Here is a 16,692-nt window from a genome sequence, read left to right on the forward strand (position 1 = left end):
GGCACCAAACTGCGAGACAAAAAGCGATCGCACCATCTGACAATTCTCCTGTAGATGGCTAGAATATGGAAAAGCGATAGAAGCCATGTAAATGTGGTTTTTACAAATCAGATTTAGATGAAAACTCACAAAACTCTATTCGGACAAAAAGATTCCTCAACATATACCGATAAGTCAGTGCATCCTGTGGAAAATGTCCTGCCGGGATATCTTTAAGTTCTACATCCATCCCATCTGGGTTTGGCGATACCGACCCCTTTCCCAACCACTCTTTTCCCATATACCAGCCAACAGCATTGGCAAATTGCTGCCAAGTTTCGAGAGCTAACCCTACATTTAAGTCTCTAGTACCACCCAAATTTAGATAAATGTTTTTTTGAATGCTAAAGCCAAATTTACCATTACTGTATTTGACCCACAAACTGTCTATCGTTAGCAAATCTTCACAGGATAAACCATCTACCTCCTTAGCAGTCAAACTACTTTGATTTTTTTTGCCAGCAACTTTTATCAAAGCTTTTCTCGTTTCTTTATCCGCTTGTTTCCACTTGCCGGCAGCCAGCAAATCTCGCAATCGCGTATAATCGTATCCTATGGAACTATTTAGGGGAACCTCCTGAATTTGCGACTGGGATGGACTTGAAAATTTTGATGTTTGGGTTAGCTTGGTCACCTCTTGTTGCAAATTTGCGATCGCTTGTTGCAATTGTGCAACCTGTTGCTGTACCTGTTGGTATGCTTGAGAATTAGTTGATGATTGGCGAAGAGAATTTTCCTGTATGAGTTCGAGCAATTGTTCGAGCAATTTTTGCTGCGATTGCTGCAATTGCTTTTGGGATTCTAGTTGCCTCTGAATTCGAGCATTTTCCTGCTGGCGTTCTGCAATTGGCTGCTGTTGTTGGCATTGTTGTTGCAACTGTTGGTATCTTTGCCAGATTTGCTGTTCCCAAGCCTCTCTTTGAGCAACAATTTCTTGCCATGGTTGGGGAAGTTCGCCTAATGTAGGTGAAAGCGTGGTTAGCGGATAGCCACAGTTGCTACAAAACTGCTGGTGTTGGCTGTATTCTTGCTGGCAAATTCGACAAGTTCCCATGAGACAAACGGCTACTTGGCTAGAACTCCTTTAAAATAGCACAACTCAGTTCCGGGAAACGTTATCTCCCTAGGAAATCATCTCCTATAGCATCTGCGGTCCAAAAAATAAAACACCAAGCTGTCCCGTTCCATGTTAGCAGTTTATAAATCTTCACGCGAAAGAATACACAGCAGTTTTAGCGTACGCTGGCAAAACCACCAAGCTCCATAAATTCCCAATCCCATACCCTTCCGATAGCCTCTATGCACCCATCCCAACCAGGGAAAACACCCCTCAGGTACGTTATCGGGTACGTATCCCGGTATTCCCTCGGGAAGATACCCTGCAACTTTCTTAATGACCTGAGAATAATCTTTCCAGTATCCTTCTTTTGTTCGCCAGCCTACAATATCGCCAAATTTCTCCCAAATTTCCGGATCTAGTCTCTTCGTACCACCTAAATTCTGATAAATTCGCTTTTGAACGCTCAGACCAAATTTGCCGTTACTTGATTTGACCCACAAACGGTCGATGGTTTGCAAGTCTTTACAAGGGAAATTATCTATATCTTTTTTAGATAATTTCCCTAGTTGTTCCTTACCAACCACTTTCAACATAACTTTAGCCGTTTCTTCGTCGGCTTCTATCCACTTACCGGCAGCCAGCAATTCTCTCAATTTCGTGTAATCGCAGCCAATCGAACTTTCTAGGGGAGTCTCTAGAATTTGCTGCTGGAATTGATTGGGGGATTCTGATTTTGGGGTCAGCCTTGTCACTTCTTGCTGCAAATTTGCGATTTCTTGTTGCAGTTGACCAATTTGTTGCTGTAGCTGCTTATATGACTGGGAATTTTCTTGAGATTGACGACGCTGACTTTCTTGCAAAACTTCCCGCAATTGCTCAATCAACTGTTGCTGTGACTGTTGAAACTGATTGTAAGATTCTAATCGCTCTTGAAGGGTAGCATTTTCTTGCTTTAGTTGGGCAATTTGCTGCTGTAGCTGTGTGTTGTTGTTGGCTTCTTGCTGCTGCTTGTCGAATTGCTGCTGCAATTGCTGATAATCACGAGAAAGTTCCGTATGTTGCTGTTGCAACTGTTGGTATTTCTGCCAAATATCCTTTTCCCAACGTTCCCTTTGCGAGAGAATATCTTGATATGATGGGGGAATTTCCCCCAAAATGGGCGGAAACGTGTTTAATGGATAGCCACAGTTGCTACAAAACAACTGGTCTTCAGAGCATTCTTGCTGGCAGATTCGACAGGTTTCCATGAGATAGACAGGTACCTCGCCAAAATATAATTAAGATAACACAATTGAGAGCAAAGATAAAGAAACCGCATAAATGCTACTGTAGATTTTATCAATCATAAGTCTGCGCGCGAAAGAAGAACAAAACTGTTACCAAACCATAATACACCAAAAGGCGGCAGATGCCCTTTCGTAGCATTTTCCCCTGCATCCCATTGGAGTTTGCTGTAGCTTTTCCATTGACCTTCTTTTCGCCAGCCTACAGCATTGCCAAACTTTTCCCAAATTTCCCGAACGTAGTCCCTAGTACCACCCAAACTTTTATAAATTTCCTTTTGAATGCTGAAGCCAAATTTGCTATGACTCGATTTAACCCACAAGCGCTCGATCGCTTCATATAAATCTTCTGGTTCGACGCATGTCGCCCCCCCAAACTGTAAATATCGCTGTTGGGTTTGGCTTTTCCTATATCCTGCCGAACCAATGTGAGTTCCTATTGCAGATTTCGCAGCTGTGGATAAATGCTTGGCAGCGCCAAAATTTATCAATATCAGTTTGCCATCCCGACGGCGAATGATGTTTTCTGGCTTGATATCCTGATGAATGATTTGATGTTGTTGCAAATATGCCAAAATCGGCAAAACTTGTTGCAAAACATCGATAATTTGGGCTTCGCTAAATTTTTCTTCTGTTTCCAGAATTTGCTCTAAATCTCGACCATCAATACACTCTTGTACTAAATATTGATGTTCACTTTCGGTGAAATATGCCAGCAACTCCGGAATTTGCAGATGTTTTCCCAATACATCTAACTGTTCCGCTTCCCGCTTAAACAACTGAGTCGCTTTTTCTATAGTATCGGTTCCCTGCGCTTGGGGATACAATTGTTTAATAACGTAAGTCTGATTTTTGGGTTTATCTTTATCCACAGCTAATACCATTTCTGAAAAACAATGATTGTCTGGAATTGCTAAATTAACCTGGTAGGGGCGCTTCGCGAAGCGCTCCTACTACAAATTCGCGAAGCGCCCCTACAAAAATACCTCTATTATCTCTTGCATATTATTAAGAAAATGGTATAAAGATGTTATACCGAAACCGCCCTGCCCCAGAATATGTATAGCTTGATACCGCAGTCGTAGCCACAATTGATTGCCGCAATGTTGGTATTGGTATCTTCAGGGTTTTTTATACAAGCAGTTGGGGTTCAGATACTGGCTGATGCTGATGGTACCCGGAAAAATTGGTCAAATTTCTAGTTAAGGAAAGCATAATCGGGAAATGCGATCGCGATTTTCACGAAAAAGAAAAAATATTGTTGGCATAGAATGACTGGTTCCTACAAAGAATAAATCTTATCTATGTAATCTAAGTTTCTAGTAAGACTGGCTGCTGAGTGGGGGAACCGACTCATGCGATCGCTTGCTGTAAATTGTAACCAGTTTTATGTTTGCGGAAACTTCAAAATTTTCAAGATTCTATGAAGAAGTAGAAAAAGCATTGACAGGTATAATTCATAAGTGCTATTTCTAGGAAAGAAAATAAAAAATCGAAATGCCGTCGTTATGCTCAACCTGCAAGATGGGAAGCTAGCTAAGATGCTAGCTACCTCCTGTTAGTCTATTTTTGATGTCTGTTGTTAGCCGTCTCGATTGCCACTATAGCAACGCGATGTATCCTATGTTAGATTTAACCGTAGCCATTCCTACATTCAACGGTGCTCAGCGATTGCCCCTGGTTTTGAAACACCTTCAAGCTCAACAAAATACTGAAGGAATCGCCTGGGAAATTTTGATTGTTGACAATCATAGTAATGACAATACTTTTGACCTTGTTCGAGAATTACAAAAAAATTGGAATTATCCTTTTCCTTTAAGATATTGTTTTGAAGCCAAACAGGGACTTGCCTTTGCCAGATACAAAGCGGTCGAGGAAGCAAACAGCGAGTTCGTTGGTTTTCTCGACGATGATAATTTAGCCGATCCAAATTGGGTTGCGGCTGCTTGTCAGTTTGGTCAATCTCACCCTCAGGTAGGTGCCTATGGTAGCAAAATTGTTGGAAATTTTGAGGTCGAGCCGCCAAAAAACTTTGCAAGAATTGCTAGCTTTCTGGCTATAAACGACCGAGGAAAGACAATGAAACCCTACGATAAAAAAGGGAAAATGTTGCCTCCAGGCGCTGGTTTGGTGGTTCGCAAGCGCGCATGGTTGGAAAACGTTCCCCTACAAACAAGACTTGTGGGAAGAACTACCGGTCAAATGTTGGCAAGCGAAGATGTAGAAGCGTTGCGACATATTCAAACCGGAGGATGGGAAATTTGGTACAATCCTGCCATGTTGGTACACCATATTATTCCGCGAAAACGTTTGGAAAAAGCCTATCTCATGAATTTATGCTACGGTGTGGGATTGGCTAGCTATCCCACACGTACAATTGCGCTATCTTCTTGGCAAAAACCAATATTTCTGCTAGCTTATTTTATAAACGATATCAGGAGAATTTTGCTGCATTTGCTAAAATATAGAAAGGCAGTGCAAACCGATCCAGTGGCAGCTAGCGAAATGCAGTTTCTCATTGGTAGATTAGCCAGTCCTTTTTATTTTCTGAAAAATCGCGATCGCACCCACCAAACATCTAACAACAAAAGATATTTGCCGTCCTAACAAACAATCAAAATGGATATGGATTTTACCGTCGCTATTTGCACGTATAACGGTGAAAAACGTCTCCCAGAAGTGCTCGATGCTTTGCTGGAACAGCAAGAAACGGAAGGCATCAAGTGGGAAGTTCTAGTTGTAGATAACAACAGCAAAGATAGTACAGCAGCGGTGGTTTTTAACTACGCTCGCCAGTGGCGTTCTGATTCCCAACTTAGATATGTTTTTGAAAAACAGCAGGGAACGGCATTGGCACGCGTAAAAGCATTTCAAGAAGCTCAAAGTCGGGAATTGGTGGGGTTTCTGGACGATGATAATATTCCTGGAAAAACTTGGATAGCACAAGCGTATCGTTTTGGTAGCCAAAATCCCCAAGTTGGCGCTTACGGTGGCAATATTCACGCCAAGTTGGATTCCCCACCACCCTCCTATTTCAATCAAGTAAAAATTTATCTCACGATCTACAATCGGGGAAAAGAAGCTTTCTGCTACCATCGCAATGCCAAATCCCGTAAAATTCCCGCCGGACCAGGTTGTGTATTCCGCAAACAAGCTTGGTACGAAGTCGTTCCCAATGCAGATAAATTACTGGTGGCTGGCAGAGATCCCAAAACCCTGGCTTCCGGTGAGGATGCTGCACTGTTATATGCCATACAAAATACGCAATGGGAACTATGGCACAATCCCCATATGGAAATTTGGCATCATATCGCACCCCATCGCCTGGAACAAACTTACTTGCGAAAACTAGCTCGGGGATACGGTCTTTCGCAACACCGGGTACGGATGGCGCGGTATGATGGTTGGCAAAGACTGCTGGTTCGTTTATTGCTTCCCCTCTTATTGCTGCGGGAAAGTCTACAAACGTTTCGATTTTACCTGCAACATAGAAAAAGTTTCCAGAAAGATTTTAGCAAACTTTGTGAATTGGAAGCCAAAATTGGTCGGCTGTACGGTCCTTTTCTAACCTAGTAGGTAGGGTGGGGAATTGAATTTCACCTGCAAATTGGGATGCGTCCAAACAGGGTTGCTTTAACTTCCCACAATATATAATACCAAACCAAATCTTCTTTGCTGCCTGCATAGCGCATAATTTGCATATCGCCAAGTGTCAAATGCCTCTGTGGTGTATTTTCCGGTGCGGGAAAATCGAAATTCTCGTAATTTTTCTACTCGCCGTTTTCTCGCCAGCCAACAGCTTCGCCAAATGTTTCCCAAACTCTGATATTAGCAGCATGGGTTCTATCTAATTTTTGAGAAATTGGCTGTCGCTTGGGCAGTTTTCCTTGCATTAATTGCGTAATGGTTTCGCCGAACCTAAAACGGTCAATGGTTTGCAAATCTTTACAGAGAAATTTTTGAATATTTTCTGGATACAACCATTCTTCCTGTTCCCAATGCCCTATCTTTAGCATAGCACGTGCTGTTTCTGTGTCAACTGCTTGCCATTGACTAGTAGCGAGAAATTTTGCCATTGTAGAACGCAATTCAATTTGTACGGGATTGGATTTTGCCGCCGGAAACATTTGGGATAAAGAAGATATGGCAGCTAGCGATCGCTGTTTTATATGGGAAATCGTTTTGGTTGTTGTAGGATAAGGTAGAGAAGTGGTTCTTACCGCTGGATATGGCGTTGATTTTACAGATGTTTTTGGTAGTGAAGATTGTAGGTTAGATAGCGGGAAATGCTCCAGAAAATCCACTCGCCTTCTCCATTTCTTTGCCAATGGCATCATTGAACCAAGATGATTTTTTCCCATGGTGGCGTTTTTGCATGATGTATAATTTGGATATAGCCTATGGGGAGATGCCCCCGCGCCGAATTGCCATCTCCAGAAAAATCAAGTTGTTCGTATGGCTTCCATTTGCCATTTTTCCAGCAACCAACAGCATCGCCAAACGTCTCCTCAAAGTCAGCTGCTCCTGGATAAAAATTCCCTAAATTTTGATAAACTTCTTGCAGTTACGGTGCGTTTTTCTGCACCAGCGAACCGACAGCATTACCCAATTTTTCCCAATTTTCCTCACCGGTAAATACAGTATTTTTCAAATTTTGGTAAATTTCTTTTCGTACGCTAAAACCAAAATGTTCGTTGCTATAGCGGAGCCATAACTGGTCTATGGTTTGCAAATCTTCTAAAGGGATTTCAGCCGCATCTTCCAAACGCAAATTCCCTTCTTTTTCCCGACCAGAAACTTTTAAAATGGCATGAGCTGTTTCTGCGTCGGCTTCTTTCCATTTCCCGTTTGCCAGTAAATTTTTTAATTTTGTATAGTTGTAACCAACTGCAGAAGGAAGTGTTTCCTTAGAAATAGGGGAAAAATCTTGTTCCCCTCCTGGGGAGGTACGGGTTTTAGCAAGCAAACGCAAGTTGCCCCCAAACTGTAGATATCGCTGTTGGGTTGGGGTTTGCCTACAACTTGTTCTAGGGAAGCATATCCCGCCGAACCAATGGTGGTTCCAGTGACAGATTCGGAGTATTTGATAAATACTTGGCAGCACTAAAATCTACTAAAATAAGTTTGCTATCTGTACAGCGAATGATATTTTCCGGTTTGATATCTCGATGGAGAACTTGATACTGGTGCAGGTAGTCTAAAATGGGTAAAATTTGCGCCAATACGTTACGAATTTCTTGGGCAGAAAATTTGCCTTCCGTTTCTGAAACTTTTCCCAAATCCCGACCTTCAATATATTCTTGTACCAAATATTGCTGGCTGTCTTCTGTGAAATATGCTAGCAATTCGGGAATTTGTGGGTGCCTGCCTAATTTATCTAACTGCTCCGCTTGCCAACTAAAGGGCGGAGTTGCTTTTTCAATCCTATCAGTTCCTTGGTCTTGGGGATAAAATTGTTTGATAACGCAGGGAGGTTGGGAAAGTTTGTCTTCATCAACAGCTAGAAAGGTTCTGCCAAAGCCCCCTTTTCCTAAAATACGTATGGCTCGGTATCGCAAGCACCGGCGTAATTTCCGAGCGTAGTACTGACAAAATTGGGTGCTATCGGGGTTGATGTGCAAGCAGTCGGGGTTCAAACACTGGCTCATGCTGACGCTCCCCGTGGAAAAAGTCTCACTTTCTATTCAGATTAGCATGATTTTATCGTTTTGACCAATATGAATTTGTTTTTTTTCAGGGGTTGCCAGCACAGGGAACCAGAAAGACCGTTGATGCCCCAATTTAGGTAAATATCCTCTTGAATCATAAAGAAGACGAAAAGAAATCCCTGTAATTTTTTAAAAATAGAATTACAGGGATAGCAGGCTAAAGAGGTTCTTCTAACTTCGATCGTAAGGGCAGTCGGACTTATTTGTCAACTTTCTTTAGGTTATAATGATGCTACCCTGCTGGCGAAGCGTTCGGCTTGTTTGCAGCCAGATTGGATCGGAGAAGCTGGAGAAGGTAATCTAGTTTTTGTTCCAAGGCTTGATGGCTTTGCTCCAATTGCTCGATTTTGGCTATCAGTTGTGTGCTATCTGGGGTCTGGGAGGTGGTAGACAACGGACGTGTATTTTCACCAAATCCACTAAATCCCATCAGTGCCGGACGTTCTACGTAAGTTACCCGATGCAAAATGCGCCAGGTTTTGTTCGCACGACCGGCTTGCGTCTGCCGCAAAGCACGTGCTTCTTCGCTATTGCTAGCCAGCCATTCTGGATCGACCACATAAGCAAAAAAGTCGTGGAAGTGTTGAGTGTTTCCTTCTAGATAAAAGCTTTTGAGGTGGTAGCGATCTACTTTCTCACCAGGTAACAAAGGGCGATCGCTTGTATCCGTAACACCTGCACTTTCTACGTTTTCCAAATCCACATGCAAAGCAAATCCTTGGCTGCGACGTTCGGTTTTGGTTAAGGTTTGGGTGAGGCGAACCGTGGCCAAAACTTCCAGTTCTGCCAGCACACCAGCTCCTTTTACACTGGCTTTGCCGCCAATGGCACCTTCAAAGTTAACAGCACCGCCAATGGTATGTTCGACCGTACTAGCAAATTGCTGGCTTTCGGAACGTAACCCACCATCGGCATCCCAAACGTAATGATTAACAATATTGCGTTTGCCGGCACGAATTTGTAAATTTTCCAGTTTGCGCTGCCAGTTGGCAAAAGTTTCTATGGCATGAATGCGTTTTTCCTGCTGTTGAACTTTGGTAGAAATTTCGTTTCGTTTTTGCTGGCTCTCCTGTTTTTGCCGTTCGCGGTTTTTGTGTAAGGTGTCTCCATCAATATTTGCTGGGTCTCCTTCTGTATTTGTCAGAGGATTACGATCCAGTCCGTCAGCTTCAATTTGCCGATTTAGAGAAATTTCGTCCACCAAACGGCTATTGAAATTGGCAAAATAGGACGCTCGTTCCCGGTCTTGTTGTTCGATTTGTTGCTCCCATTCATAAGCTTGTTGTAAGCGATAGTAACTGGCAGGATATAGGGAACCGTACTGCGATCGCATTTGCGGAACGTCTCGGTAGAAGCGTTCGTCGGCGGCAACACTCCCTATCAACCCATCCAAACTTCCATTGAGTACGTAAGCCGGATTCATCAAGAACGTAATCGTGTTCACCTGGGGAGGAATCTGTTCGTTTGGCTGTACCTGATAGGCAACCATCTTTTTGCTGCGGCGCAATCGAGTTATATAAACATCCGCCAAGCTGGAAACAACCAGTGCGTAGCCGATATTTTTGGGGACAAAACGTTGACCCAAATGAGGAAATTTTGCTGCCGACTCGAAAGAACCACGCAATGATAGCCGATTCACTACAGTTGAGCCAGAACTTGCCGAAATATCACTTTGATTGAGAAAACTATAGCTCGACGAAAGTTGTCCGGTAATACCAGCTTCTGCTTCTGCTTCTTGTTCGAGAATGAAGCCACCCGATACCTGGAAGGCAGTGCCAGCGGTGGCACTCAAACTGGCTCCCAATCCCGCTTCTTGGTTGCGATTCCAACTGTAGGCAATATCTTCCGACATGGTGAGTTCTACGGAAGTGGCGTTGTTGTAATTGTCTTGTACGGTTAAATTTTCGCTGGGAACAGGGGGAGCGCCTTCTATGTATCCTAACAAAGTGGGTTCAAATTGCGCGTTGCCAATCCATTTCAGTTCTAGTTGTTCCACTAGCTTATCTGAGAGAACCATAGCACCGTCTAAGCTGGGAAAAGCAAAGAACCGCCGCATTATGGCAGACTTGCGTTGGGTGTCGGGGTCAATGCTAACGGTGCTGTATTCGGCACTCGCGATCGCAGTGCGAGCGATGGGAAGTGTGTTATCCTGAGTAGTAATGGCTTCGCGCACGGTAGCGGGGCGATCGCTGGCCCAATCGGCTACCAAATAAGGCGATCGCATCCGGTTGACTTCTTGTAAAGGCCAGTACCGCAGCAGGTCTGGTTCGCCACCGGTGAGGCGTTGGTGCATCGTTGCTTGAATTTCCTGGTGCGATCGCGCGGTTTTCCAAATACGTACATCAGAAATTTTACCACGAAACAAACGTTCGGAAATATTTTTCCCGATTCGACCAATATCTACCTGCAGAGATTGCCCAAAACTGGGAGGAGCTTCCGTTTCTTTTTTGAGTTCTCCATCTACATAAAGCAGCATTTTGCTAAGACTTTTTACCGCTGCGAGATGGTGCCACCAACCGTCATTATATTTTTCTTGCGTTCGCAAGTCCTTACCACCGCTGATACCGATAGGATAGCGATGCAAGTAACGCACCGTTCCTTCCCCTTCCACTTCCAATAAAATGCCATGCTCGCTGGTCGTGGCTGCCAAAATATCGCCGGTGGTCCTTGCGGTGGTTTTGAACCAAGCTTCAATGCTATATTCCTGGCGACTGAAATCAACTTCACCACAATCAATATAATCGTTCTCACCATCAAACTGCATCACCGCATGTCCGGGATGTCCGAAAAGTGCCGTACAAGCAAACCAAGTCGTACTTTGCAGCTGACCGTGGCGGCTATTTCCCGAGCGATCTCGGATTTCGGTTCCCGTTGCCTCATTCATGGGATAGTAAGCCAACAATCCCGGTTCGTTACCACTCAGTAAGCATTGACTGTTAACTTCAATTTCTTCTGCGCTCAAAGCAACCTGCCAAATCCGCACCTCTGCTAACTTGCCAAATGGCTGTTTCCCTTCTTGGTAATTACCAATCGCATAAACATCAGCCTTACTTTTTCCCTGGCAAGTTCCCACTTGATTACCATCTATATAAAATACCGTTTTTGCTTGTTCTCCTTTCCCCTGTGCCGCAGCCGCTATATGATGCCAGCCAGAATCCAACTGTTCCATATGGTAGCCACTATCCTGAAAACCACCCAAATCACCGACATAAGTTCCCAATTGACCTTCTTTGGTAACGATAATGTGATGGTCCGCTTCATGCTTGGCTCGGGTAAGAGTATTCCATCGGTTAGTTGCTGGAAATGGATAGAAAAACCAAGCCTCAATGGTCCATTCCTCGTCGAGAGCGATCGCATTTTCCAGCAACATCATGCTATTTTCCTTGTCGAAATGGGGACACGCGCGCATTGAGTCAGGAATCCACTGTTGGAAAGCAGCATTGCGACTATCAGAAGTAGCGTCGTAGTTGCTTTGACGCATTCTGCCAAGGGAGTCGAAATAACTCAGCTGAACATTACCTTCGCTGGTTTCCGTAGCATGAATGCGACTGATAGGAGAAACAAACCCCAGCCATCCCGCTTGCGTTGCTAACCCGTTGGCATCTACAGCAATTTCTGACATAGTTTGCGGCGTATTTTGAATGCTGAAAACCGACTGGAGAAATTCATCGTTAAGGCGATGTAAAGTGGTTTGAACGGTTTGCAGTTCTGCGATAACTTGTTGGAGGCGTTCTTTTAGCAATTTCAGCTTTTCTTCTATTTCTTGAGAATTCTCCAAAGCCAACAAAGCAAGCTGGCGCGTTAAGTATTGTAAATGCCGATTTGCTTGTTTGAGCTGTTGTTGTTTCTGTTCCAAAGCTTTTTTCGCATTGGCAATTTCGTTGTTAACCACATCGTTGGTTCTTTCCAAACGCCACTGCTGCCGTTCTCTAGTGGATGTTTTTTCCCAAAGATGAACGTCGGCTTTATTACTATAGGGATTGCTTTCTACGGATGCCACGCGCGTGTTAAAACGGCGGTTGACCAATAGATAGTTTTGGTTGGAAAGTTCCAGTTGCCATTGCTGTTTCAGCCGGGAAAAATCTTTACGCCACAGATGAATATCTGCTTTGTTTCGATCGCTTTCCCCTTCCACTTCTGCTACAAAAGCAGGAAATTGACGGTTAACGATCCAGTAGGCATTGTTGAATAGTTGGAACTGCCACTGTTGGGTTCGCAAACCCAAATTTTGCTCCCAAAGATGGATATCGGCTCGATTGCGACCGACTCGATCTTCAATATCCCAAACTTTTCCACTTTCGCTGCTCGCAATGTAGCAATAGTAATTTAAAGGATTGTTAGCTTCTTGTAAATACAGCTGATGGCATCGATTGACTTCCTGTTGCAACTGAGATATTTTTTCCCGATAAGTCTTCACTTGTTGTTCCAGTTGCCGTCGGCGTTTTTGTAGATCTTGCAGTCCCGATTTTTGTTTGTTTTGTAGAATTTCTTTTTCGGTTTCCAGTGCATTTTTCTCTTGAAGCAAGGAAGTTTCCTGCTGTTCCCAAGAACGCAATTGCTTCACAGTTGCTGCTAGGTCGGCATGGTTGGTATCCAAAGTCTTTAGGGAAATGCTGTCTGTATAATTGGCTTGGGTAATGCTGTCGGAGACCACCCGGATGCGGTGCTTGCGAATTTCTAGCTGCTGCCAGTTGCCTTTTATGTTAGAGATAGCAAACGATCGCAAAAAGGAGACACCATCGGGAATGGTAAAGCGACAGGATGCCAGATACCAGCCATTTTCTAATGCTTGAAATTCAGTTGGACCGCCAGTAAATTCGATACGTTCCTGGGAAGTTCTGTTTGATTTTCCCCAATAAAAAATTTCAAAATTGTGGGGTTGTATGCCTTTGCATTCAAAACTTTCTACATAGGTGGCTCGTTGGCTGACAGCAAATAGCTCTTCATTAATATAAGCGATCGCTGGAGTAGAACCATCCCTTAAGACGCGAGACAATGCAACCGCACTAACAAAGGCTTCTCCGTAAACAGTACCATCTTTACCGTAGGTAGAAAAATCCACCACCCGGCGTTCTTTATCTTCAACAATAGCTCCCAAACGCCAGTAGCCTACCAAACCAACTTCCCTTCCCGTAAATTGCAGGTGCATGCTATCTTGAATTTCCTGCGAAGTTCGTGGATGGTTCCAAATTTGCACATCGGAAATTTTTCCGGCAAAAAACATCCCTGGTTTACCAGAACCGCCAATACAAAATTCAGGAGACCAAGAAAAATCGCTACTATTTTGATTGTTTTCTTTAGCTTCTTGAACTGGAGAAACCAACTGTTGGATTTTTGTTTTGGCGACTTCCACACCATTTTTGCACAAACGCAAGGTGGTGGTTTTGGTTGTTTTGTCGTAGGAGACAATGCCAGCCAAGTGAACCCATTCCCCTTCAGATAGAGGCTGAGAGTCAGTGAGTTCCCGGGAACTGCCATCTTGGAAATGTGCTTTGAATACGGCTTTTCCGCCAACGACCGACAATTGTACCATCCGGTCTTTTTGAGAGAGAACCAGCTGTTGTGGTTTTTGGCGATCGCGTAAGGAAACCCAAGCGGAATACGTCGTACCAAAAGAAATATTTGCCTGGGGAATGGTAAGGTCTAACGCAGGCAAGGAAATATAATCGCGATCGCTAGTAAAGGAAATCCCGCGGCGTTTTTTTGAAGCTAATTTCAGATTCACTGCCTCCCCCGGCTGCCATTTCACACCAATCGTAAAACTATCGCCATTCAAATCAGTAATGGTATAAATTCCGTTGTAAGCCTGCGTGTTGGCAATCTGAACCCCATCACCAGCTTCCAATCCGTGGTGGGGAACTGTTACCCGCAGTTTGCCATCTGTGGTTTTTGTAAAAGCTACTACCATCCCATCGAACAACAAGCCGCTTTCTGCTTGCGGAGTCACTTTCCAATGACCGAGTTCGCTTGCCAACCACTTAGTTTCGATTTCAAACGTATTCGCATCTATTGTTTTGGCTACGTAATAGCCGTTGTAACGATTGGTATCAAAAATTTCTACCATATCGCCGGACTTCAAGTTCTTAGCTTGGGGGGAGTAAATTTTGACCCGATTTTCCTGAGTTCTTTCCATACCAGTAATGGTACCTTGCGCTGCAGGCATGCTTTCCCCCACTGCCTGAATTTCATCTAAAAGATTTAAAGGCAGCAAAACCTGATTTTCGTTAGCACGCAAAGTATTTGTATTGGGGAATCTGTCAATTTGTGCCAGGGTACCATCCCCAGCAACAGCAAAACTTACCGCCGCTGCCTGGTCATTTTCCGCCGCTACCACCAACATGACCCTGGTACTTTCTTTGAGCAACTGTAGTTCCCCATTTTGGGTTTGGCGTTCCACCTGCAAATTATACTTGGTAGCCGCCAGACCGTTGCCAACCTTCATCCCCTTTATATCTAGGCTACGTTTCAGAATAGCTGGTATATTGTGCGCGAGGAGAAGGTTGCTATTGTCTGGCTGGGGTTTCAAAACGGTAAAATCTTTGATATCGAACAATCCTCCTTGAGAAGAACGGATGGAAGTTAGCTCTATTTTTTGGTTTTGCCGGTTGTAGGCAAAGATATGCCAGCGATATTGGTCGTGTTCGTTGGTGGGAAGTAAAACTACAGCCAACCAACCATTGTATAAGTTATTAACCAAACTTAGCTCTGTGGTTGGTTCGTAGAAAGGACGGCCATCGATATCGCGAAAATTCAACGAATCGATAGACAAACGGTGATTCTCATTAGGAGATTCTAAAGGTTGGTACTTTTGTCGGCTCCGCTGGTAGCGAATTTCTAACTTGCGAACGAGTTTGTTTTCTAAGCCATCTAAAACAAAGCGATCGACAAGTAGTGTATTGTCTTTTGACTGACGAAATACATAAATATATCCCCATCCAGATACCAACTGTACAGGAACAGCAGCAGTTTGGTCTTGAGTCTGGTACAGAGAGCGGAACAAGTAAACCAGGCGACCCTTTTCCGTATAGGTTTGCTCTTGACGTTCTTTCTCAATAACCGAGCGATCGCCTGGTTCTTCCTGCGGAAAATCTAGTACTTGCCAATTCTCCCAACCAGTTACTTCCGTGTGACCGTAACTATCTTCAAAACCATCTTGTTTGATGGTATAGGAAATTGTACCATTGGCATCAGTGCCAAAAATAACAATTTTGCCTTCGTGGGAAATACTATTGATGTGTTGGAACTTTTCTTTGGGTAAAAACATCAAATTTCTCCTGGTGACAAATTGATAACTGTGTAAAATTTGCATTTCCATATAGGATTGTTTTTAGCTTAGACAAGAATTCTTCCTCACGAAAAGATCGATTTAGATCGCTCGAAAACGGCTAAACTGGTCTTGACAAAACGCGATAGCTTTGTTAACAAAATTCAGCACTATCGCCTCTTGACGTTGCCTAACAACAGGCGATAATAGACACAGTGCATCTGCACGTTACTTCGGTCTCAGGTATTTCTTATCGACAAACAAACGCCTACAACTTGCTTCGTAAATTCAGCCATCAAATACGACAGAAATCCTTGGTTGTTTGGTTTATCGAAGTAGCTGGCTACTTTTCGGAGTTGCAAAAGCCAAGCCATTCTGCCGGATAAATAGCTCCATATCCCTTTCTTTTCTCGATTTTTCAGAAATTTTGAGGAAATCATGAAAACCAAACAACTATTCGTATTTGCGATCGCTTATTTTGCAATCGTTGCATTTTTCATTGCTTCTCCATTTTCCCCAGCATTGGCTGCTACTCCCACCATGCTGCGAGTGGGAACTTACAACGTAGAATCCAGTGGGGATACCAATCCGGAAAAAGTAGCAACCGTCGTTCAAAAAATTGCCACTTCCCAACAAATCGATCTTTGGGGACTTTCCGAAGTACTCGACTCACAAGCTGCCACCCAATTTGCTAATGCCGCCAATTATTTCGATGCCAATTTTGCAGCTATCATTGGTACCACCGGCGGCAATGATAAGCTAGCCATTCTTTACAATCAAAATCATTTACAGAAAATTGGTAATGAGTTTGAACTGAGGAATATGGGTGGCAGTCGCGACCCGTTAGTAGCAAAATTTCAATGGTTGCCAGCAGGACCTACTTTTTTAGTAGTAGACAACCATTTTAACCGTTGCGATCCGGATAAACGAAACGCTCAAGCCAAAAATGTACGCGCGTGGATCGAACAACAAACCCTACCCATCATTGCTGTAGGCGACTATAATTTTGACTACGCGATTGATGAAAATTTTAATCCCGGTAGGCGTTGTAGTTCCTACGATCTGAGTTCGGAATTTCCCCAAGGCAATGCAGCTTTCCGAGAATTTATAGCTTCCAGCCAAATTCGTTAGCTTAAACCTAACTGCTTGAAGGATGCTTCTACTTCTTGTCCGAACACTGGAACAGGTTGCAATTCTTGTTTTAACAGTATTTTAGACTTTGTTTTTGTTGCTGCGGCTGCTAAAGATTGGCAGGATAGCTCTCAAATTTTTGTACCAAGTAGCGACTATTGCGAACAAGACCCCATTGGAGGACCCGACCACTTTTCAGTTATCACT

At 43.7% G+C, this 16,692-nt stretch carries 10 protein-coding genes; 3 read left to right on the forward strand and 7 right to left on the reverse strand.

Going from position 1 to position 16,692, the window contains the following annotated elements; all coding sequences use genetic code 11:
• Window positions 1–100: 100 nt before the first annotated feature.
• The 3 genes from AS151_RS01555 to AS151_RS22400 form a co-directional block, all read right to left on the reverse strand.
• Window positions 101–1,093, reverse strand: coding sequence for a GUN4 domain-containing protein (locus tag AS151_RS01555; RefSeq protein WP_071515318.1), 993 nt, complete (start codon window positions 1,091–1,093; stop codon window positions 101–103).
• Between the two features lie 143 nt (window positions 1,094–1,236).
• On the reverse strand, window positions 1,237–2,346 hold the full coding sequence (locus tag AS151_RS01560; RefSeq protein ID WP_071515319.1) for a GUN4 domain-containing protein: 1,110 nt from the start codon (window positions 2,344–2,346) through the stop codon (window positions 1,237–1,239).
• A gap of 95 nt (window positions 2,347–2,441) precedes the next feature.
• Window positions 2,442–3,254 (reverse strand): GUN4 domain-containing protein, encoded by an 813-nt coding sequence (locus AS151_RS22400; RefSeq protein ID WP_211517484.1) that lies wholly within the window; start codon window positions 3,252–3,254, stop codon window positions 2,442–2,444.
• Between the two features lie 751 nt (window positions 3,255–4,005).
• Here AS151_RS22400 and hpsE (AS151_RS01570) point away from each other — a divergent pair.
• Both hpsE (AS151_RS01570) and hpsE (AS151_RS01575) read left to right on the forward strand, forming a co-directional pair.
• Window positions 4,006–4,989 carry a hormogonium polysaccharide biosynthesis glycosyltransferase HpsE gene (hpsE, locus tag AS151_RS01570; protein ID WP_211517485.1) on the forward strand — a complete coding sequence of 328 codons (984 nt, stop codon included), beginning with the start codon at window positions 4,006–4,008 and terminating at the stop codon, window positions 4,987–4,989.
• A gap of 18 nt (window positions 4,990–5,007) precedes the next feature.
• Window positions 5,008–5,955: a hormogonium polysaccharide biosynthesis glycosyltransferase HpsE gene (hpsE, locus tag AS151_RS01575; protein ID WP_071515344.1), complete on the forward strand. Its 948-nt coding sequence runs from the start codon at window positions 5,008–5,010 to the stop codon at window positions 5,953–5,955.
• A 197-nt stretch (window positions 5,956–6,152) separates the two neighbouring features.
• Here the strand turns inward: hpsE (AS151_RS01575) and AS151_RS20465 are convergent, their stop codons facing one another.
• The 4 genes from AS151_RS20465 to AS151_RS01595 all read right to left on the reverse strand — a co-directional run bounded on the left by AS151_RS20465 (window position 6,153) and on the right by AS151_RS01595 (window position 15,354).
• Window positions 6,153–6,686 carry a GUN4 domain-containing protein gene (locus AS151_RS20465; protein WP_211517486.1) on the reverse strand — a complete coding sequence of 178 codons (534 nt, stop codon included), beginning with the start codon at window positions 6,684–6,686 and terminating at the stop codon, window positions 6,153–6,155.
• Between the two features lie 260 nt (window positions 6,687–6,946).
• On the reverse strand, window positions 6,947–7,348 hold the full coding sequence (locus tag AS151_RS01585; RefSeq protein ID WP_071515323.1) for a GUN4 domain-containing protein: 402 nt from the start codon (window positions 7,346–7,348) through the stop codon (window positions 6,947–6,949).
• Window positions 7,349–7,409: 61 nt separating this feature from the next.
• Window positions 7,410–8,030, reverse strand: coding sequence for a protein kinase (locus AS151_RS01590; RefSeq protein WP_071515324.1), 621 nt, complete (start codon window positions 8,028–8,030; stop codon window positions 7,410–7,412).
• Between the two features lie 292 nt (window positions 8,031–8,322).
• Window positions 8,323–15,354 carry a LamG-like jellyroll fold domain-containing protein gene (locus AS151_RS01595; RefSeq protein ID WP_071515345.1) on the reverse strand — a complete coding sequence of 2,344 codons (7,032 nt, stop codon included), beginning with the start codon at window positions 15,352–15,354 and terminating at the stop codon, window positions 8,323–8,325.
• Window positions 15,355–15,792: 438 nt separating this feature from the next.
• Here AS151_RS01595 and AS151_RS01605 point away from each other — a divergent pair, with 438 nt between their 5' ends.
• A complete protein-coding gene (locus AS151_RS01605; RefSeq protein ID WP_071515326.1) occupies window positions 15,793–16,485 on the forward strand; it encodes a hypothetical protein in 693 nt (230 codons plus the stop codon).
• Window positions 16,486–16,692 lie beyond the last annotated feature (207 nt).

This window comes from Geitlerinema sp. PCC 9228, assembly GCF_001870905.1.
In the GTDB taxonomy this organism is placed as follows: Bacteria; Cyanobacteriota; Cyanobacteriia; order Cyanobacteriales; family PCC-9228; genus PCC-9228.